The following is a 19139-nucleotide window of genomic DNA, read 5'->3' as shown; positions in this document are numbered from 1 at the left end:
CCCCCCGCTAGGAGAACCATGAACACCCGCGCCCTGACCTCCCGCACCGCCAGAGCGCTCGCCGCGGCCGCCGCCGTCGCGCTCGCCGCCACGGCCTGCGGCTCCAGCGGCGACGGCGGCAGCAAGGACGCCGCCCCGAGCGGCGGCGCCGTCAACAGCGCCGGCCCGGTCACCGTCGAGGCCACCAACGGCAAGATCACCGTCCCGGCGGACGTCAAGCGGATCGTCAGCATCTCGTACGCCACCGGCGCGCTGCTCGACCTGGGCGTGCAGCCGGTCGGCACCAGCACCATCGACGAGAACAACCCGATGGAGCTGCTGCCCTCGCAGACCGAGGCCGCCAAGAAGATCGAGCCGATCGGCTCCGGCATCGAGATCAACATCGAGAAGGTCGCCTCGCTGCGCCCGGACCTGATCATCGTCGAGGGCGCCACCGCGTTCGACTGGGGCGTCAGCAAGCTCGAAGGCATCGCCCCCACCCTGTACTTCGGCATCGACAAGCCGGTCGACCTGCTGAACGCGCAGGAGAAGATCGCCACCGCGGTCGGCAAGCAGGCGGAGTTCAAGAAGCTGAAGTCCGACTACGACGCCAAGGCCGCGAAGATCAAGACCACCTACGCGGACAAGCTCAACTCGACCAAGTGGACCATCGCCTCCTCCTACGGCGGCGGCGAGTTCCTGGTCGACACCGCCACCTCCTGGGTCGGCCGGGTGCTGAACGACGCGGGCGCGAAGTTCTCCCAGGCGTCCGCCGACACCACCGACCACGAGGTCACCTACTCGGTGGAGAAGCTCGACGTGCTCGCCGACGCCGACATCATCCTGATCCCGAGGACGGCCGCCACCGGCGAGGTCCCGCAGGACACCAAGGACCTGGACAAGCAGCCGTCCTGGCAGAACCTCAAGGCGGTCAAGGCCGGCAAGGTCGTCCCGCTGACGTACGCCACCACCGACCGCTACGGCACCTCGATCGACGTCCTCGACCAGATCGAGACCGTCCTCAAGGGCCAGTAGCACCGGCGCAGTCGGGCGGGCCGCTTGCGGCAGCGGCCCGCCCGACGCGTTCCCCGCACCACCCCCCGCGAGAGCACCCCGTACGGGCACCCGTACCGGCCGACCTCGGGCGGGCACCCCTCGCGCGAGCACGACGCGCGAGCACGACGCGCGAGCACGACGCACGAGCACCACGCACGAGCACCACGCCGCGGCCCCGGCCCGCGCCCACACCGGGCCGGCGGCCGCCGACACCGGGAAGGGCCGGACCATGGCTGGCACCACGACCACGCAGGCCGAGCACGGCGACCGGGAGGAGCTGACGGCCGCCCAGGCCGGCGTCCTCTCCGCGCAACGGATCGACCCCGGCAGCCCGGCCCACAACGTCGGCCAGTACGTCCGGATCGACGGCCCGCTCCAGCCCGACCTGCTCGAAGCCGCCCTCGCCCGCACCCTCGCCGAGTCCGACGGACTGCACCTGGCCGTCGCCGAGGGCACCGACCGGGCCCGCCGGCGCCGCTTCGACCCCGACGCCTGGACGCTCGCCCGGCTCGACACCAGCGCCGCCACCGACCCCGAGCAGGCCGCCGTCGACCTGGTCCGCCGCCAGCTCGCCCGCCCCGCCGACCTGGAGCGCGAGGCGCTGCACGGCGCGCTGCTGGTGCGCACCGGCGAGCAGCGGCACCTGTGGTTCCAGTGGTTCCACCACCTGGTGATCGACGGCTACGGCGTGGCCCTGTTCACCCGCCGGGTCGCCGAGGTGTACACCGCACTGGTCGCCGGGGACGCCGTCCCGGACAGCCCGCTGCGGCCCGCCGCCGTCCTGCGCGAGGCCGAACGGGCCTACGCCGGGGGCGAGTCCGCGGCGGCCGACCGCGACTGGTGGCTGGCCCGCCACGCCGACCGCCCGGAGGTCCGCGCCCTCACCGAGCAGCAGGCCGCCGCCGCGCCCGCCGCGCTCCGCCACCGGATCACCCTGGACGCCGGGCGCACCGCCCCCGTGCTGGCCGCCGCCCGGGCCGCCCGAGCGACCTGGGCCGAGGCCGCGCACGCCGCCCTCGCCGCCTACCTGCACCGGATGACCGGCACCGCCGACCCCGTCCTCGGCCTGCACCTGATGGCCCGCACCGCGCCCGGCACCCCGCGGGTGGTCGGCATGGCCGTCAACATCCTGCCGCTGCGGCTGGCCGTCGACCCGGCCGACGGCTTCGACGCCCTGCTGCGCCGCTCGGCCGCCGAACTGAAGGACGTCCGGCGCCACCAGCTGTACCGGGGCGAGGAGTTGCGCCGCGCGCTCGGCCTGGTCGGCACCGACGGGCGGCTGTACGGGCCGCTGCTCAACATCAAGCCCTTCGACCTCGACCTGGACTTCGCGGGCAGCCCCGGCCACACCGTCAACCTCGCGGCCGGCCCGGTCGACGACCTCTCGCTCTCCGTCGCCAAGACCCCCGACCACCGGCTCCAGCTGGAGTTCGACGCCAACCCGCTGCTCTACACCGAGGCCGAACTCGCCCTGCACGCACGCCGGTTCACCGCCCTGCTGGAGCGCCTGGCGGCCGAGCCGCAGCGCCCGCTCGGCACCCTGGACCTGCTCGCCGACGAGGAGCGCGCGGACGTCCTGGAGCGCTGGAACGCCACCGCGCGGGAGGTGCCGCCCGGCACCCTGGCCGAGCGGATCGCCGCCCGGGTCGAGCGGACCCCGGACGCCCCGGCCGTGACCGCCCCCGACGGCGAGCTGACGTACCGTCAACTCTGGCTCCGGGCCGGGGACCTGGCCGAGGAGCTGGCGGCGCACGGAGCCGGTCCCGACACCGTGGTCGCGGTCGCCGTGCCGCGCTCCACCGACCTGATGGTCGCCCTGCTGGGCGTGGAGCGGGCCGGCGCCGCCTACCTGCCGCTGGACACCGACCACCCCGCCGAGCGGCTGGCCGGCATGGTCGAGGACGCCGACCCGGTCCGCGTCCTCACCGTCGGCGCCGTCCTGGACCGGCTCCCGGCCGGGGCCCGCGCCCGCGCCCTGCTGCTCGACGCCCGCGAGCCCGACGCGCCCCGGGCCGCGCCGGTGCCCGCCGGACCCGACCACGCCGCCTACGTCATCTACACCTCCGGCTCCACCGGCCGCCCCAAGGGCGTCGTCGTCACCCACCGGGCCATCGCCAACCGCCTGGAGTGGATGCAGCACGCGTACCGGCTCGCCGCCGACGACCGCGTCCTGCAGAAGACCCCGGCCGGGTTCGACGTCTCGGTCTGGGAGTTCTTCTGGGCCCTGTGCGAGGGCGCCACCGTCGTGCTGGCCCGCCCCGACGGCCACAAGGAGCCCGGCTACCTCGCCGACCTGATCGCCGAACGGGCCGTCACCACCCTGCACTTCGTCCCCTCCATGCTGCGGGCCTTCCTGGAGGAGCCCGGCCTCGCCGCCCGCTGCGCCACCCTGCGCCGCGCCTTCTGCTCCGGCGAGGCGCTGCCCGCCGACACCGTCGAGCGCTGGTACGCCGCCCTCCCCGACGTCCCGCTGCACAACCTGTACGGCCCCACCGAGGCCGCCGTCGACGTCACCCACCACCGCACCGCCCCCGGCGCGGGCACCGTCCCGATCGGCCGCCCGGTCTGGAACACCCGCCTGTACGTGCTGGACGCCGCGCTGCGCCCCTGCCCGGTCGGCGTGCCCGGCGAGCTCTACCTGGCGGGCGTCCAGCTGGCCCGCGGCTACCTGGGCCGCCCCGGCCTGACCGCGTCCCGCTTCGTCGCCGACCCCTACGGCGGGCCCGGCGAGCGGATGTACCGCACCGGCGACCTGGTCCGCCACCGGATCGACGGTAGCGTCGAGTACCTGGGCCGCACCGACGACCAGGTCAAGATCCGCGGCTTCCGGATCGAACTCGGCGAGGTCGAAGCCGCCCTCGCCGCCCTGCCCGGCGTCGACCAGGCCGCCGTCACGGTGCGCCAACTCCCCGGCGGCGCACGGCAGCTGGTCGGCTACGTGGTGCCGCCCGCCGCCGACCCGCAGGCGCTGCGCGACCGGCTGGCGCTCACCCTGCCCGAGTACTTCGTCCCCGCCGTGCTGGTCGGCCTGGACGCCCTGCCGCTGTCCGTCAACGGCAAGCTCGACCGCAAGGCGCTGCCCGCGCCGTCCGCCGACCCGGCCGGCCCGACCGCGCCGCGCACCGCGACCGAGCGCATCCTGGCCGCGCTGGTCGCCGAGGTCCTCGGCCTGCCGGTGGACCAGGTCGGCGCCGACGACAACTTCTTCTCGCTCGGCGGCGACAGCATCTCCGCCATCCAACTGGCCGGCCGGGCCCGGCACGCCGGGCTCGCCCTCACCCCGCGCACCGTCTTCGACCGGCGCACCGTCGCCCGGATCGCCACCGCGCTCACCCCGCTCGACACCCCGGCGCCCGCCGCCCCGGCCGCCCCCGCCGTCGACCGCGAGGGCCCGCTGCCCGCCACCCCCATCGGCGAGTGGCTGCGCCACCGGGGCGGCCCGATCGGCCGCTTCGGCCAGGCCGTCACCCTCACCGTCCCCGCCGGACTCGACCCGGACCGCCTCGCCGCCGCCCTCGACACCCTCACCGCCCACCACGACGCCCTCCGGCTGCGCCTGCACACCGCCCCCGCCGCCACCGCCGGGGCCGCGCCGGACTGGACCCTGGAGGTCCGGCCCGCCGCCGCCCTGCCCGGGGCCGAACTGCTGCGCCAGCTGCGGGTCGAGGCCGCCGAGCTGACCTCCGCCGCCGAGGTCGAACGGGAGGCCGCCGCCGGCCGGCTCGACCCCGGCCTCGGCGTGCTGCTCCAGGCCGTCCACCTGGACGCCGGGCCCGAGCGGTCCGGGCTGCTGGTGCTGGTGGTGCACCACCTCGCCGTCGACGGCGTCTCCTGGCGCATCCTGCTGCCCGACCTGCGGGACGCCTACCAGGGCCGCCCGCTCGCCCCCGTGCCGACCTCGCCCCGGGCCTGGGCGCACGGCCTGGCCGACGCCGCCGCGAGCCCCGCCGTGCAGGCCGAACTCCCGTACTGGAAGCAGCAGTCCGCGCACCCGCAGGCCCCGCTGCTGGCCGAGGCGCCGCTCGACCCGCGCCGCGACACCGCCGCCCGCACCCGCCGCCTGCGGCTCACCCTGCCCGCCGGGCGCACCGCGCCGCTGCTCACCACCGTCCCCGCCGCCCGCCGGGCCGGCGTCGACCACGTCCTGCTGGCCGGCCTCGCCCTGGCCGTGCAGGAACGCCGCCGCGCCCTGCACGGGGACGCCGCCGCCACCACCCTGCTGCTGCGCCTGGAGGGCCACGGCCGCGAGGACCAGCTCGTCCCTGGCGCCGACACCTCGCGCACCGTCGGCTGGCTGACCAGCGAGTTCCCGCTGCACCTCGACCTGGCCGGCCGCCAGGAGCCCGGCGCCGCGCTCGCCGAGGTCAAGGAGCGGCTGCGCGCCCTGCCCAACGCGGGCACCGGCTGGGGCCTGCTGCGCCACCTGGACGCCGCCGGGGCGCTCGCCCTCGCCGACGCCCCCGAGCCCCGGCTGCTCTTCAACTACCTGGGCCGGTTCGGCGCGGGCGGCGAGCCCTGGACGCCCGCCCCCGAGGCCGGGGACGCGATCACCGCCACCACCGACCCCGACCGGCCCTGCGGACACGCCCTGGAGATCGGCGCGTTCGTCCACGAGCGGGCCGACGGCCCCGAGCTGACCGTCCACCTCACCTGGCCCGAGGCGCTGTTCGGCGAGGCCGAGGTCCGGGCGCTGGCCGAGGAGTGGTTCGACCGGCTGGACGCCCTCGCCCGGTGGGCGGCCCGCCCGGACGCCGCCGCGCCCACCCCCTCCGACGTGCCGCTCGCCCCCGTCGCCCAGGCCGACCTGGACGCCCTCGCCGCCCGCTACCCGGGCCTGGAGGACGTGCTGCCGCTCTCCCCGCTCCAGGAGGGCCTGCTCTTCCACGACCGGATGCTGCCCGCCGGCGACGACGCCACCTACACCTCGCTCACCTCGCTCGACCTGGACGGCCCGCTGGACCGCGCCGCCCTGGTGCGGGCCGTGGACACCGCCGTGGCCCGGCACGGCGCGCTGCGCGCCGCCTTCGCGCTCACCGCCGCCGGCGAGCCCGTGCAGGCCCTCGCCGCCCCGGCCCCCGTCCCGTGGACCGAGCACGACCTGTCCGGGCTCGACGCCGACCGGCAGGCCGCCGAGGCCGCCCGGATCGCCGACGGGCAGGCCGCCCGCCGCTTCGACCTGGCCCGGCCCCCGCTGGTGCGCTGCGCGCTGCTCGCGCTCGGCCCCGAGCGGCACCGGCTGCTGCTGACCCGCCACCACATCGTGATGGACGGCTGGTCCACGCCCGTGCTGCTGCGCGAGGTGCTGACCGCCTACCGGGGCGAGGAACTGCCCGCCGCCCCGCGCTGGGCCGACCACCTGGCCTGGCTGGCCGGACGCGACGCGGACGCCGACACCGCCGCCTGGCGCCGCGCCCTGGCCGGCCTGGAGGGCCCCACCCTGCTCGCCGACGCCCTGGGCGCGACCGCCCCCGGGGAGGGCGCCGGGGCCGCCCGCGAACTGGAGCTGCCGATCCCGGCCGAGCTGGCCGCCGCGCTCACCGCCACCGCCCGCCGCCACGGCCTGACCCTCAACACCCTGGTGCAGGGCGCCTGGGCGATCCTGCTGGGCCGCCTCACCGGCCGCACCGACGTCGTGTTCGGCACCACCGTCTCCGGCCGCCCCGGCGAACTCCCGGGCGTGGAGGCCGCGGTGGGCCTGTTCAGCAACACCCTCCCGGTGCGCTGCACGCTCGACGAGGACGAGCCGGTCGCCGACGCGCTGGCCCGCCTCCAGCAGGCCCAGGCCGCGCTGCTCGACCACCAGTACCTGGGCCTGGCGCAGATCCAGGCCGCCGCCGGACACGGCACCCTGTTCGACACCCTGCTGGTGTTCGAGAACTACCCGATGCGGCCCGGCGAACTGGCCGCCGGAGCGGTGCGCGTCGCGGGCATCGGCAACCGGGGCGCCACCCACTACCCGCTGACCGTCCTGGTGCTGCCCGGCGAGCACCCGCAGCTCACCGTCGAGTACCGCCCCGACACCTTCGCCCCCGACCGGGCCGCCGCCGTCGGCGCCCGCCTGCTGCGCCTGCTCGCCGCCATCGCCGCCGAACCCGCCACCCCCGTCGGCGCGCTGGAGGTGCTGACCGCCGAGGAGCGGCACACCGCGCTGGACGCCTGGAACGCCACCGGCCGCCCGGTGCCCCCCGGCACCGTGGTCGACGCCTTCCGGGCCACCGCCGCCGCCCACCCCGACCGGACCGCCGTCGTGCACGGCGCCGAGCGGCTGACGTTCCGTCAGCTTGCCGACCGGGTCGACACCTACGCCCGCCACCTGGCCGCGCTCGGCGCCCGCCCGGACACCGTGGTCGCCCTCGCCCTGCCGCGCTCCGCCGACCTGGTCGCCGCCCTGCTCGGCGTGCTCGCCGCCGGCGCCGCCTACCTGCCGGTCGACCTCGACCACCCGGACGAGCGGATCGCCCTGATGCTCGCCGACGCCGCCCCGCTGCTCACCCTCACCACCGCCGGACTCGCCGCCGAACGCCCCGCGCTGGCCGACGCCGAACTCGGCGCCGTCCCGCTCGCCGAACTCGGCACCCTGGACGCCGAACCCGTCCGCCCCGAGCCCGGCCACCTCGCCTACGTCATCCACACCTCCGGCTCCACCGGCCGCCCCAAGGGCGTGCAGGTCCCGCACCGCGGCCTGGCCAACCTGCTGGAGCACCACGGCGGCACCGTCTTCGCCCGGGCCGTCGCCGCCGCCGGCGGGCGGGTGCTGCGCGCCGCGCACACCGCCTCGTTCTCCTTCGACTCCTCCTGGGAGCAGCTGCTGTGGCTGCTGCTCGGCCACGAACTGCACGTCTACGGCGAGGAGTTGCGCCGCGACCCGCAGGCCCTCGCGGCCCGCCTGACGGCCGACCGGATCGACACCCTGGACGTCACCCCGTCCTTCGGCGCCCAGCTCGTCGAGTGGGGCCTGCTGGACGACCCGGCGCACCGCCCGCTGCTGTTCCTGGTCGGCGGCGAGGCCGTCGGCGACACCCTGTGGCGGCGCCTGCGGGCCACCCCCGGCGTGCTCGGCCACAACTTCTACGGCCCCACCGAGTACACCGTCGACACCCTCGGCGCCGACCTCGCCGACAGCCCGACCCCCTTCGTCGGACGGCCGATCGGCAACACCCGCACCTACGTGCTGGACGCCCGGCTGCGCCCCGTCCCGCCCGGCACCCCCGGCGAGCTGTACGTCGCCGGGCCCGGCCTGGCCCGCGGCTACGGCAACCGGCCCGCGCTGACCGCGTCCCGCTTCGTCGCCGACCCGTACGGCGGGCCCGGCGAGCGGATGTACCGCACCGGCGACCTGGTCCGGCACCGCCCCGACGGCAGCCTGGACTACCTGGGCCGCGAGGACGACCAGGTCAAGATCCGCGGCTTCCGGGTCGAACCCGGCGAGGCCGAGGCCGCGCTCGCCGCGCTGCCCGGCGTCGCCCAGGCCGCCGTCGTGGTCCGCCCCGCCCCCGGCGGCGCCAAGCGCCTGATCGGCTACGTCGTGCCCGCCCCCGGCGCCGGCGCCGACCCCGCCGCGCTGCGCAAGGCGCTCGGCGAGGCGCTGCCCGAGTACCTCGTCCCCGCCGCGCTGGTCCTGCTGGACGCGCTGCCGCTGAACGTCAACGGCAAGCTCGACCGCCAGGCGCTGCCCGAGCCCGGCGCCGACGCCTACGCCGCCCCGGCGGGCCGGGCCCCGCGCACCGCGCGCGAGAAGCTGGTCTGCGAGGCGTACGCCGAGGTGCTCGGCCTGCCCGCGGTCGGCGTCGACGAGGACTTCTTCGCCCTCGGCGGCCACTCGCTGCTCGCCACCCGGGTGGTCGGCCGACTGCGCGCCGCGCTCGGCGCCGAGGTCGCCATCCGCGCCCTGTTCGAGGCCCGCACCCCAGCCGCGTTCGCCGCCCGGCTGGAGGACGCCGGCACCGGCTACGCCGCCCTCACCGCCCGCCCGCGCCCCGAGCTGGTCCCGCTCGCCCCCGCGCAGGCCCGGCTCTGGTTCCTGGACCGCCTCCAGGGCCCGTCCACCGCCTACACCATCCCGTGCGCCCTGCGGATCGACGGCGAACTCGACGCCGACGCCCTGGAGGCCGCGTTCGGCGACGTGCTGGCCCGGCACGAGGCGCTGCGCACCGTCTGCGCCGAGCAGGACGGCCGCCCCTACCAGCGCGTCCTGACCGCGGAGCAGGCCGGGATGCCGTTCGAGGTCCGCCAGGTGGCCGGGCACCGGCTGGACGCCGAGACCGCCGCCGCCGGCGCGCACGTCTTCGACCTGGCCGGGGAGATCCCGGTGCGCGCCGTGCTGCTCAGCGCCGGACCGCACCGCCACGTGCTGAGTGTGGCCCTGCACCACATCGCGGGCGACGAGTGGTCCGAGGGCGTGCTGCTGCGCGACCTGGACGCCGCGTACGCCGCCCGCCGGGCCGGGCGCACCCCCGAACTCCCGCCGCTGCCGCTCCAGTTCGCCGACCACACGCTGTGGCAGGCCGAACGGCCGATGCAGGAGCAGTCCGCGTACTGGGCCGAGAAGCTGGCCGGGCTGCCCGCCGAACTCGCGCTGCCCGCCGACCGCCCCCGCCCCGCCGAGGCCAGCGGGCGCGGCGGCGCCGTCCGGCTCGCCCTGCCCGCCGAACTCCAGTCCCGGCTGGGCGAGTTCAGCCGCACCAGCGGCGCGACGCCGTTCATGGTGGTGCAGGCCGCCGCCGCCCTGCTGCTGGGCCGGCTGGCCGGCACCGCCGACGTCGCGCTCGGCGCGCCGGTGGCCGGCCGCGGCGACGAGGCACTGGAGCAGCTGGTCGGCTTCTTCGTCAACACCCTGGTGCTGCGCCACGACCTGAGCGGCGACCCGGCCTTCGCCGAGCTGGTGGAGCGCGCCCGGGAGACCGTGCTCGGCGCGCTCGCCCACCAGGAGCTGCCCTTCGACCGCCTGGTCGAACTGGTCAACCCCGAACGGAGCCTGGGCCGCCACCCGCTGTTCCAGGTGATGGTGCAGTACCGCAAGGAGGCCGGCGGCCTGGACCGGCTGCTCGGCGCCCGCACCGCCCTGCTGCCCGACCCGGTGCACGCCGCCCGCTTCGACCTGGCGTTCACCTTCGTGGAGTCCGCCGACGGCACCCGCACCGACCTGACCGTCATCCACGCCGAGGACCTGTTCGACCGGGCCACCGCCCGCCTGTTCGGCACCCGCCTGCTGCGCGTCCTGGACCAGGCCCTGGCCGACCCCCGGCAGCCGATCGCCCGGATCGAGCCCACCTCCGCCGAGGAGCTGCGCGGCCTGGCGGGGGAGTGGAACGCCACCGCCATCCCGGTCCGCGCGGGCACCCTGGTCAGCCGGATCGCCGAACAGGTCGCCGCCACGCCCGACGCGGTCGCCGTCGACTTCGAGGGCGAACAGCTGACCTACCGCCGACTGTGGGACAGCGCAGGCACCTTGGCGGGCGCGCTGACCGCCCGCGGGGCCGGACCGGACGCGGTGGTCGGCGTCGCCGTCCCGCGCTCCACCGACCTGATGGTCGCCCTGCTGGGCGTGGAGCGGGCCGGCGCCGCCTACCTGCCGCTGGACACCGAGTACCCGGCCGAACGCCTCGCGGGCATGATCGAGGACGCCCGCCCGGTCTGCGTGCTCACCCTGCCCGGCGCCACCGACGCCGTCCCGGCGGTGGACGGCGTCCCCGTCCTGCCGGTCGACGCCACCGGCCCGCGGGACGCCGCCCTCACCGAGCCCGGCCCCGACCACGCCGCCTACGTCATCTTCACCTCCGGCTCCACCGGCCGCCCCAAGGGCGTGGTCGTCACCCACCGGGCCATCGTCAACCGCCTGGAGTGGATGCGGGAGCTGTACGCGATCGGCGCCGCCGACCGCGTCCTGCAGAAGACCCCGGCCGGGTTCGACGTCTCGGTCTGGGAGTTCTTCCTCCCGCTGACCGTCGGCGCCCGCGTCGTGCTGGCCCGCCCCGGCAGCCACCGCGACCCCGCCCAGCTGGCCGACCTGACCGCCCGCGCCGCCGTCACCACCTGCCACTTCGTGCCGTCCATGCTCGCCGCGTTCACCGCCGCCGCCGAGAGCGACCCGGCCCTGCGCCGCCGGTTCGCCACCGTGCGACGGGTGTTCTGCTCCGGCGAGGCCCTGCCCGCCGCCGCCGTCGACCGCTTCCTGGCCCTGTGGCCGCAGATCGAACTGCACAACCTGTACGGCCCCACCGAGGCCGCCGTCGACGTCACCCACCACCGGGCCTGGGCCGGCGCGGGCACCGTCCCGATCGGCCGACCCGCCTGGAACACCCGCCTGCACGTGCTGGACGCCGCGCTGCGCCCCTGCCCGGTCGGCGTGCCCGGCGAGCTCTACCTGGCGGGCGTCCAGCTGGCCCGCGGCTACCTGGGCCGCCCCGGCCTGACCGCGTCCCGCTTCGTCGCCGACCCCTACGGCGGGCCCGGCGAGCGGATGTACCGCACCGGCGACCTGGTCCGCCACCGGATCGACGGTAGCGTCGAGTACCTGGGCCGCACCGACGACCAGGTCAAGATCCGCGGCTTCCGGATCGAACTCGGCGAGGTCGAGGCCGCCCTCGCCGCCGTCCCCGGCATCGCCCAGGCGGCGGTCGCGGTCCGGCAGCTCGCCGGCGGCACCCGGCAGCTGGTCGGCTACGTGGTGCCCGCCGCCGGCTCCGGCGCCACCGGCCACGGCGCGCGGGCCGCGCTGGCCGCCACCCTGCCCGAGCACCTGGTGCCCGCCGTGGTGGTGGAACTCGCCGCCCTGCCGCTGTCCGTCAACGGCAAGCTCGACCGCAAGGCGCTGCCCGACCCTGGACGGCAGCCCGCCGGCCCGGCCGCCGCCCCGACCGCCGTCCAGGCCGCCGCCGCCCAGGCTCCGGCCCGGCGCGGGTCCTCCGCCTTCGCCCGGGTGTTCGCGGAGGTGCTGGGCCTGGCCGAGGTCGGCGAGGAGGAGAACTTCTTCGCGCTCGGCGGCGACAGCATCGTCTCGCTCCAGGTGGTCAGCCGGGCCAGGAGCGCCGGGTACGCGATCACCACCAAGGACGTCTTCCAGCACCCGACGCCCGCCGCGCTGACCGCCGCGTTCGGCGGCGCCGCACCCGCCGAGCCCACCGCCCCCGCCGCCCCGGCCGCGCCCGCCGCCGTCCCGACCGAGGGACCGGTGCCGCTGCTGCCCGTCGTGCACTGGCTGCGCGAACGCGGCGGCCCGGTCCGGCGGTTCAACCAGTCCGTGCTGCTCGCCGTCCCCGGCGGACTCGGCGAGCAGGCGCTGCGCACCGCGCTCGCCGCCCTGGTCGAGGCCCACCCCGCGCTGCGCACCGCGCTGGACGACACCGACGGCCTGTGGACCCAGCAGGTCCTCCCGCCCACCGCCGACCCCGCCCTGCTGCGCCGCGTCCCCGCCCCCGGCAGTCCCACCGCCGAACGGCTCACCGCCGAGGCCGACCGGGCCGCCGACGCCCTCGACCCGGCCGCCGGACGGATGCTGCGCGCCGTCTGGTTCGACGCGGGCGAGCAGGCCGAGGGCCGGCTGCTGCTGACCGTCCACCACCTCGCCGTGGACGGCGTCTCCTGGCGCATCCTGCTCCCGCGCCTGGCCGCCGCCCACCGGGAGGCCGCCGCCGGCCGCCGCCCCGCCCCCGCCCCCGAACCCGTCGCCCTCCGCGACTGGGCCGCCCACCTGCACACCCACGCCCAGCAGCGCAGCCGCCTCGCCGAGACCGCCCACTGGCGCACCGCGCTCACCGGCCCGCCCGGGCCGCTCGCCCACCTGGCCGCCGACCCGGCCCGCGACACCGCGGCCACCCTGCGCACCCTGCGCCGCACCCTGCCCGCCGACCGCACCGCCCCGCTGCTCGCCGTCCCCGGCACCGGCACCGACGAACTGCTGCTCGCCGCCCTCGTCCTCGGTCTGGCCCGCACCCGGCCCGACGCCGCCCCCGCGCTCCAGCTCGACCTGGAGGGCCACGGCCGCGGCGGCCACGACGGCCACACCCCCGACCTGTCCGGCACCGTCGGCTGGTTCACCACCGTCCACCCCGTCCGCCTCGACCTGGCCGGACTCGACCCCGCCGCCACCGCGGACGCGCTGGACCGGGTCCGGGAGCAGCTGCGCGCCGCCCCAGACAAGGGGCTCGGCCACGGCCTGCTGCGCCACCTCAACCCGCAGACCGCCCCGCTGCTGGCCGCCGCCCCGGCCTCCCCGGTGCTGTTCAACTACCGGGGCCGCACCGACCAGGCCGCCCCGTCGGCGGGCGGCTGGCCGCTCGCCCCGGCCCCCGAACGCGCGGCGGTCTCCGCCGGGGCCGGACCCGACCCGGCGACCCCGGCCGGGTACCCGCTGGAGATCGACGCCGTGGTCGTCGCCGACCGGGACGGCCGGCCGGAGCTGGTGGTCGAACTGTCCTGGCCGCAGGCCCTGTTGACCGAGGCGGAGGCGGCCGGGATCGCCGACGCCTGGCTCGCCGCGCTGGACGGCCTCGGCGCCCTCGCCGGCGCCACCGCCGACCGCCTGGCCGGCACCGGCAGCACCGGCACCGGCTCCGCCGCCCCGGCCGCGGCGAACCCGCCGCTGGTCACCCTCAAGCAGGCCCAGCTCGACCGGCTGGAGTCCAAGCTGCGCGGGCGCCGCCGCCGATGACCACCCCCGCGCCCCCCACCCACCCCTCCTCCGAGCCCAGGACTGAGAACCCCGCGATGAACGACTCCACCACCCCGCACGACGACCCGCAGGCGTCCGGCTCGACCGGTGCGACCGGTGCGACCGGTGCGGCCCCGTCGGACCTGGAGGACGTGTACCCGCTGTCCTCGCTCCAGGAGGGCCTGCTGTTCCACGCGCTGTACGACGACGCCGCGCGGGACGTGTACGTGGTGCAGTCGCACCTCGACCTGGCCGGGCCGGTCGAGGTGCCCCGGCTGGCCGCCGCCGTGGACGCGCTGCTGGAGCGGCACGCCAACCTGCGGGTCGGGTTCTGGTACGAGGACCCGCAGGACGTCCTGCAGTTCGTCCAGCGCACCGTGGAGACCCCGCTGCGGGTCGCCGACCTGGCCGGGCGCGGGCCGGACGCCGTGCAGCGGGAGATGGACGCGGACTGGCGGCGCCCGTTCGAGCTGGACGCGCCGCCGCTGCTGCGCCTCGCCCTGCTGCGGCTGGGCGCCGACCGGCACCGGCTGGTGCTGACCTGCCACCACCTGCTGCTGGACGGCTGGTCGATGCCGATCGTGGTGCGCGAGCTGCTCGCGCTCTACCGGGGCGAGCCGCTGCCGCCGGTGCGCCCCTACCGGGACCACCTCGCGCTGCTGGCCACCCGGGACACCGCCGCCGCCGAACGGGCCTGGGCGGCGGCCCTCGCCGGGTTCGACACCCCGCACCCGGTGGCCCCGGCGGTCGCCGGGGCGGGCGCGGTGGAGCCCGGGCTGGTCGTCCGGCAGGCGGGGGCCGAGCTGACCGCCCGGTTCGCCGCCGCCGTCCGCGGCCGGGGGCTGACCCTGGGCAACGTCGCGTACACGCTGTGGGGCGTGCTGGTCGGAGCGCTCACCGGCAGCACCGACACCGTGTTCGGCACCACCGTCTCCGGCCGCCCCGCCGACCTGCCGGGCGCGGAGGGCATGGTCGGCCTGTTCATCAACACCGTCCCCGTCCGGGTGCGCCCCGCCGCCGGAGCCACCCTGGCCGCCGCCGCCGCGGAGGTGCAGTACGCGCAGGCCGAGCTGATGGAGCACCAGCACCTCGGCCTGGCCGCGATCCAGCGCGCCGCCGGGGCGGGCGGCGCGCTGTTCGACACCCTGCTGGTGGTGGAGAACTACCAGGGCGGCGGCGAGGCGCTGAAGACCGCGCTGGCCGGCACCGGCGGCCCGACCGTCACCGCGCTCGGCGCCCGCGACGCCACCCACTACCCGCTCGGCCTGACCCTGCTGCCCGGCGCCGACCTGAGGCTCGAACTCGAGTACCGGCCCGACGTGTTCGACGCCGAGACGGCCGCCACCGTCGCTGAGCGCTTCCTCGCCCTGGTCGAGCGCTTCGCCGCCGACCCGGACACCCCGCTGGCCCGCCTCGACCTGCTCACCGCCGCCGAGCGCGCCGCGCTGCCCGCCGCCACCGCCGGCCCCGCGCTGCCCGCCGTCCCGCCGCCGGGCATCGACGCCCTGCTGCGCGAGCGCGCCGCCGAGGCCGCCGGGAGCGGCACCGCCGCCCGCGCCCTGGTCGGCCCCGCCCTCGACGGCACCCGCACCACCCGCACCTTCCCCGAACTCGACGCCGACGTCGACGCGTTGGCCCACCTGCTGCTGGCCGGGGGCCTGCGCGCCGAACAGCTCTGCGCCCTCGCTCTGCCGCGCTCCACCGAGGCGGTCACCGCGCTGCTCGCCGTGCTGCGGGCCGGCGGCGCCTACCTGCCGATGGACCTCGACCACCCCGACGAGCGGCTGGCCCTGCTGCTGGACGACGCCCGCCCCGCCGTCCTGCTCACCACCCGCGCCGTGCTGGCCCGGCTGCCCGAGCACCCCGCCGCCACCGTCGTGCTGCTCGACGACCCGGAGGTCCGGGCCCGGCTCGCCGCGCCCGTCGCGCCGGTGACCGTCCCGGTCGCCCCCGCGCAGGCCGCGTACGTCATCCACACCTCCGGCTCCACCGGCCGCCCCAAGGGCGTGGTGCTCACCCACGCGGGCCTGGCCAACCTCGCGCACGACCACCTGACCCGCGAGTTCGCCGCCGCCCGCGCCGCCGCCGAGTCCGCCACCGGGGAGCCGCGGCTGCGCGCCCTGCACACCGCCTCGTTCTCCTTCGACTCCTCCTGGGAGCAGCTGATCTGGCTGCTCGGCGGCCACGAACTGCACCTGCTCGGCGAGGACGACCGCCGGGACGCCGAGGCCGTCGTCGCCTACACCCGCGCCGAGCGGGTCCACGCCCTGGACGTCACCCCCACCTACGCCCAGCAGCTGCTGGACAGCGGCCTGCTGACCGGCGAGCACCGCCCGCCGGTGCTGCTGCTCGGCGGCGAGGCGCTGCCCGAGGCGCTGTGGACGCAGCTGCGCGAGGCGCTGCGCGCCGCGCCCGGCACCACCGTGCTCAACTACTACGGCCCGACCGAGTTCACCGTGGACGCCCTGGTCGCCGACCTCGCCGACAGCCCCACCCCGGCCGTCGGCCGCCCGCTCACCGGCGGCAGCGCGTACGTGCTGGACGCGCTGCTGCGGCCGGTGCCGGACGGCGCGCCCGGCGAGCTGTACCTGGCGGGCGTGCAGGTGGCGCGCGGCTACCTGGGCCGGCCGGGCCTGACCGCGGGCCGGTTCGTCGCCGACCCGTTCGGCGAGCCGGGCAGCCGGATGTACCGCACCGGCGACCTGGTGCGCCGCCGCCCCGACGGCACGCTCGACTACCTGGGCCGGGCCGACGAGCAGGTGAAGATCCGCGGCTACCGGATCGAACTCGGCGAGATCGAGGCCGCGTTGGCCGAGCACCCGGCCGTCGCGCACGGCGCGGTGCTGGTCCGGCGCGGCCCCGTCGACCGGCTGGTCGCCTACCTGGTGCCCTCCGGCGCGGGCGAGCTGGACACCGCCGAGGTCCGGGCCGCGCTGGCCGCCCGGCTGCCCGCGTACATGGTGCCCTCCGCGTTCGCCGTGCTGGACGCCCTGCCGCTGACCGTCAACGGCAAGCTCGACCGCGCCGCGCTCCCCGAGGACGCCCTCGACTACGCGGGCGCGGCCGGTTCGCGCGCCGCCGAGACCGCGACCGAGCACCTGCTGTGCGAGCTGTACGCCGAGGTGCTCGGCCTGCCCGTGGCCGCCGACGGGGAGGCCCCGCCGGTCGGCGCGGAGGACGACTTCTTCCGGCTCGGCGGCGACTCGATCTCCTCGATCCGCCTGATCGGCGCCGCCCGCGCCGAGGGGCTCGCCCTCAGCCCGCGCGACGTCTTCGAGCGGCGCACCCCCGCCGCGCTGGCCGCGCTCGCCGACAGCCGGGAGGCCGCCACCGCCGGGCCCGCACTGCCCGAGCTCCCCGCCGCCACCGAGGCCGAACTCGCCGCCGTCCGGGCCGCCGCCCCGCACCTGGAGATCGAGGAGGTCTGGCCGGTCTCCCCGCTCCAGGAGGGCCTGCTGTTCGAGGCCGACTACGACGACAGCGCCGTGGACGTCTACACCGCCCGCGACGTCATCACCCTCGACCGCCGCGTCCCGCTGGAGACCCTGCGCGCCGCCGTCGCCGCCGTGCTGGGCGCCCACCCCAACCTGCGGGCCGGCTTCCTGCAGACCGGCCCCGACCGGCCGGTCCAGTTCGTGCCGCGCGCCGTCGACGTGCCGCTCACCGAGACCGATCTCTCCGGTCTGACGGACAATCAGTTCGCCTCGTGTCTGGAGGAGTTGAAGGCTGCCGAGGCCGCCACCCGGTTCGACCCGGCCGCGCCGCCGCTGCTGCGCCTGGTCTCGGTGCTGGCCCCCGGCGGCGGGCAGTGCATCCTGGTCACCAACCACGCGCTGCTCTGGGACGGCTGGTCCTCCGGCCTGTTCCTCCAGGAGCTGCTGAGCCGCTGCGCCGGCCTGCCCGCCCCCGAACCCGGCCTGCCCTACCGGGAGTTCCTGCGCTGGCTGGCCGCCCGCGACGCCGAGCAGGGCGCCGCGGCCTGGCGCGAGGCGCTGGCCGGCCTGGACGAGCCGACCCTGCTCGCCCCGCAGGCCCGCGAGCGGGCCGGGCTGCTGCCGCACTCCGTCACCGCCCGGCTGAGCACCGAACTCACCACCCGCGTCAGCGCGTTCACCCGCGCCCACGGCCTCACCCTGAACACCGTGCTGTCCGGCGCGTGGGCGCTGCTGCTGGCCGGGCTGACCAACCGGCAGGACGTGGTGTTCGGCGCCACCGTCTCCGGCCGCCCCGCCGAACTGCCCGGCATCGACGGCACCATCGGCATGTTCCTCAACACCGTCCCGGTGCGCGCCACCCTGGACGGCGGCGAGGGCGTCGCCGCGTTCCTGGCCCGCCACCAGGCCGAGCAGGCCGAGCTGCTGCCGCACCACCAGACCGGCCTGGGCGCGATCCAGCGCGGCACCGGCTTCGGCCGCCTCTTCGACACCCTCCAGGTGCTCCGCAACACCCCCGCCGACGCCGCCAGCCGGGCCGAACTGCGCGAACGCCTCGGCGTCCGCGAGGTCGAGGACGTCGACGCCGCGCACTTCCCGCTGATCTTCATCACCAACCCCGGCGAGGCGCTCACCTTCGAGTGGAAGTACCGCCCCGACGTCTTCACCCGCACCGAGGTCGAACAGCACGCCCAGCGCCTGATCGTCCTGCTCGACCAGCTCACCGCCGACCCCGACCGCCCCGTCCGCAGCCTGGACGTGTTGACGGCGGGGGAGCGGGAGTTGCTGGCCGGGTGGGCTTCGACGGGTCGGGAGTTGCCGTCGGCGTCGGTGGCGGAGTTGTTGGCGCAGCGGGCGGTGTCGGTGCCGGGGGAGACGGCGCTGGTGTTCGGGTCGGAGTCGTGGTCGTACGCGGAGTTGGATGCGCGGGTGGACCGGTTGGCGCGGTTGTTGGCGGCGCGGGGGGCTGGTCCGGAGACGGTGGTGGCGTTGGGGTTGCCGCGGTCGTTGGACATGGTGGCGGCGCTGTTCGCGGTGTTGCGGGCGGGTGCGGCGTACCTGCCGCTGGAGTTGGACTACCCGGCGGACCGGCTGGCGTTCATGGTCGAGGACACCGCCCCCGTCGTCCTGGTCACCCACAGCACCGCCCTGCCCCGGATGCCGTTCACCCCGGGCGTGCCCCGCCTGCTGCTGGACGACCCGGCGGTGGTCGCCGAGCTGGCCGCGCTGCCGGCCGAGCCGTACCGGGTGCCGTACGACCCGGACGCCGCCGCGTACGTGATCTTCACCTCGGGTTCGACGGGCCGCCCCAAGGGGGTGGTGACGCCGTACCATGGTCTGACCAACATGCAGTTGAACCACCGCGAGGCGATCTTCGATCCGGTGGTGGCCTCGGCCGGCGGCCGTCGCCTGCGCATCGCCCACACGGTGTCGTTCTCCTTCGACATGTCGTGGGAGGAGCTGCTCTGGCTGGTCGAGGGCCACGAGGTGCACGTCCTGGACGAGGCGCTGCGCCGCGACGC

General features: G+C 77.2%; 3 protein-coding genes. All 3 read left to right on the top strand.

All coding sequences use genetic code 11. The annotated features are described in order from the left end of the window. Positions 1–18 precede the first annotated feature (18 nt). Positions 19–1014: an ABC transporter substrate-binding protein gene (locus K353_RS05470; protein ID WP_111552407.1), complete on the top strand. Its 996-nt coding sequence runs from the start codon at positions 19–21 to the stop codon at positions 1012–1014. A 250-nt stretch (positions 1015–1264) separates the two neighbouring features. Next, the gene (locus K353_RS05465) at positions 1265–13684 is read left to right on the top strand and encodes a non-ribosomal peptide synthetase (RefSeq protein WP_111552406.1); all 12420 of its coding nucleotides are present in this window, start codon (positions 1265–1267) and stop codon (positions 13682–13684) included. A gap of 56 nt (positions 13685–13740) precedes the next feature. After that, a partial coding sequence (locus tag K353_RS05460) for a non-ribosomal peptide synthetase (RefSeq protein ID WP_199527994.1) occupies positions 13741–19139 on the top strand: 5399 nt, incomplete at its 3' end.

Origin of the sequence: Kitasatospora sp. SolWspMP-SS2h (genome assembly GCF_003259315.1) — a bacterium.
GTDB lineage: Bacteria > Actinomycetota > Actinomycetes > Streptomycetales > Streptomycetaceae > Kitasatospora > Kitasatospora fiedleri.
The sequence above is the reverse complement of the archived record's forward strand: the minus strand, read 5'-3'. Positions and strand labels throughout refer to the sequence as shown.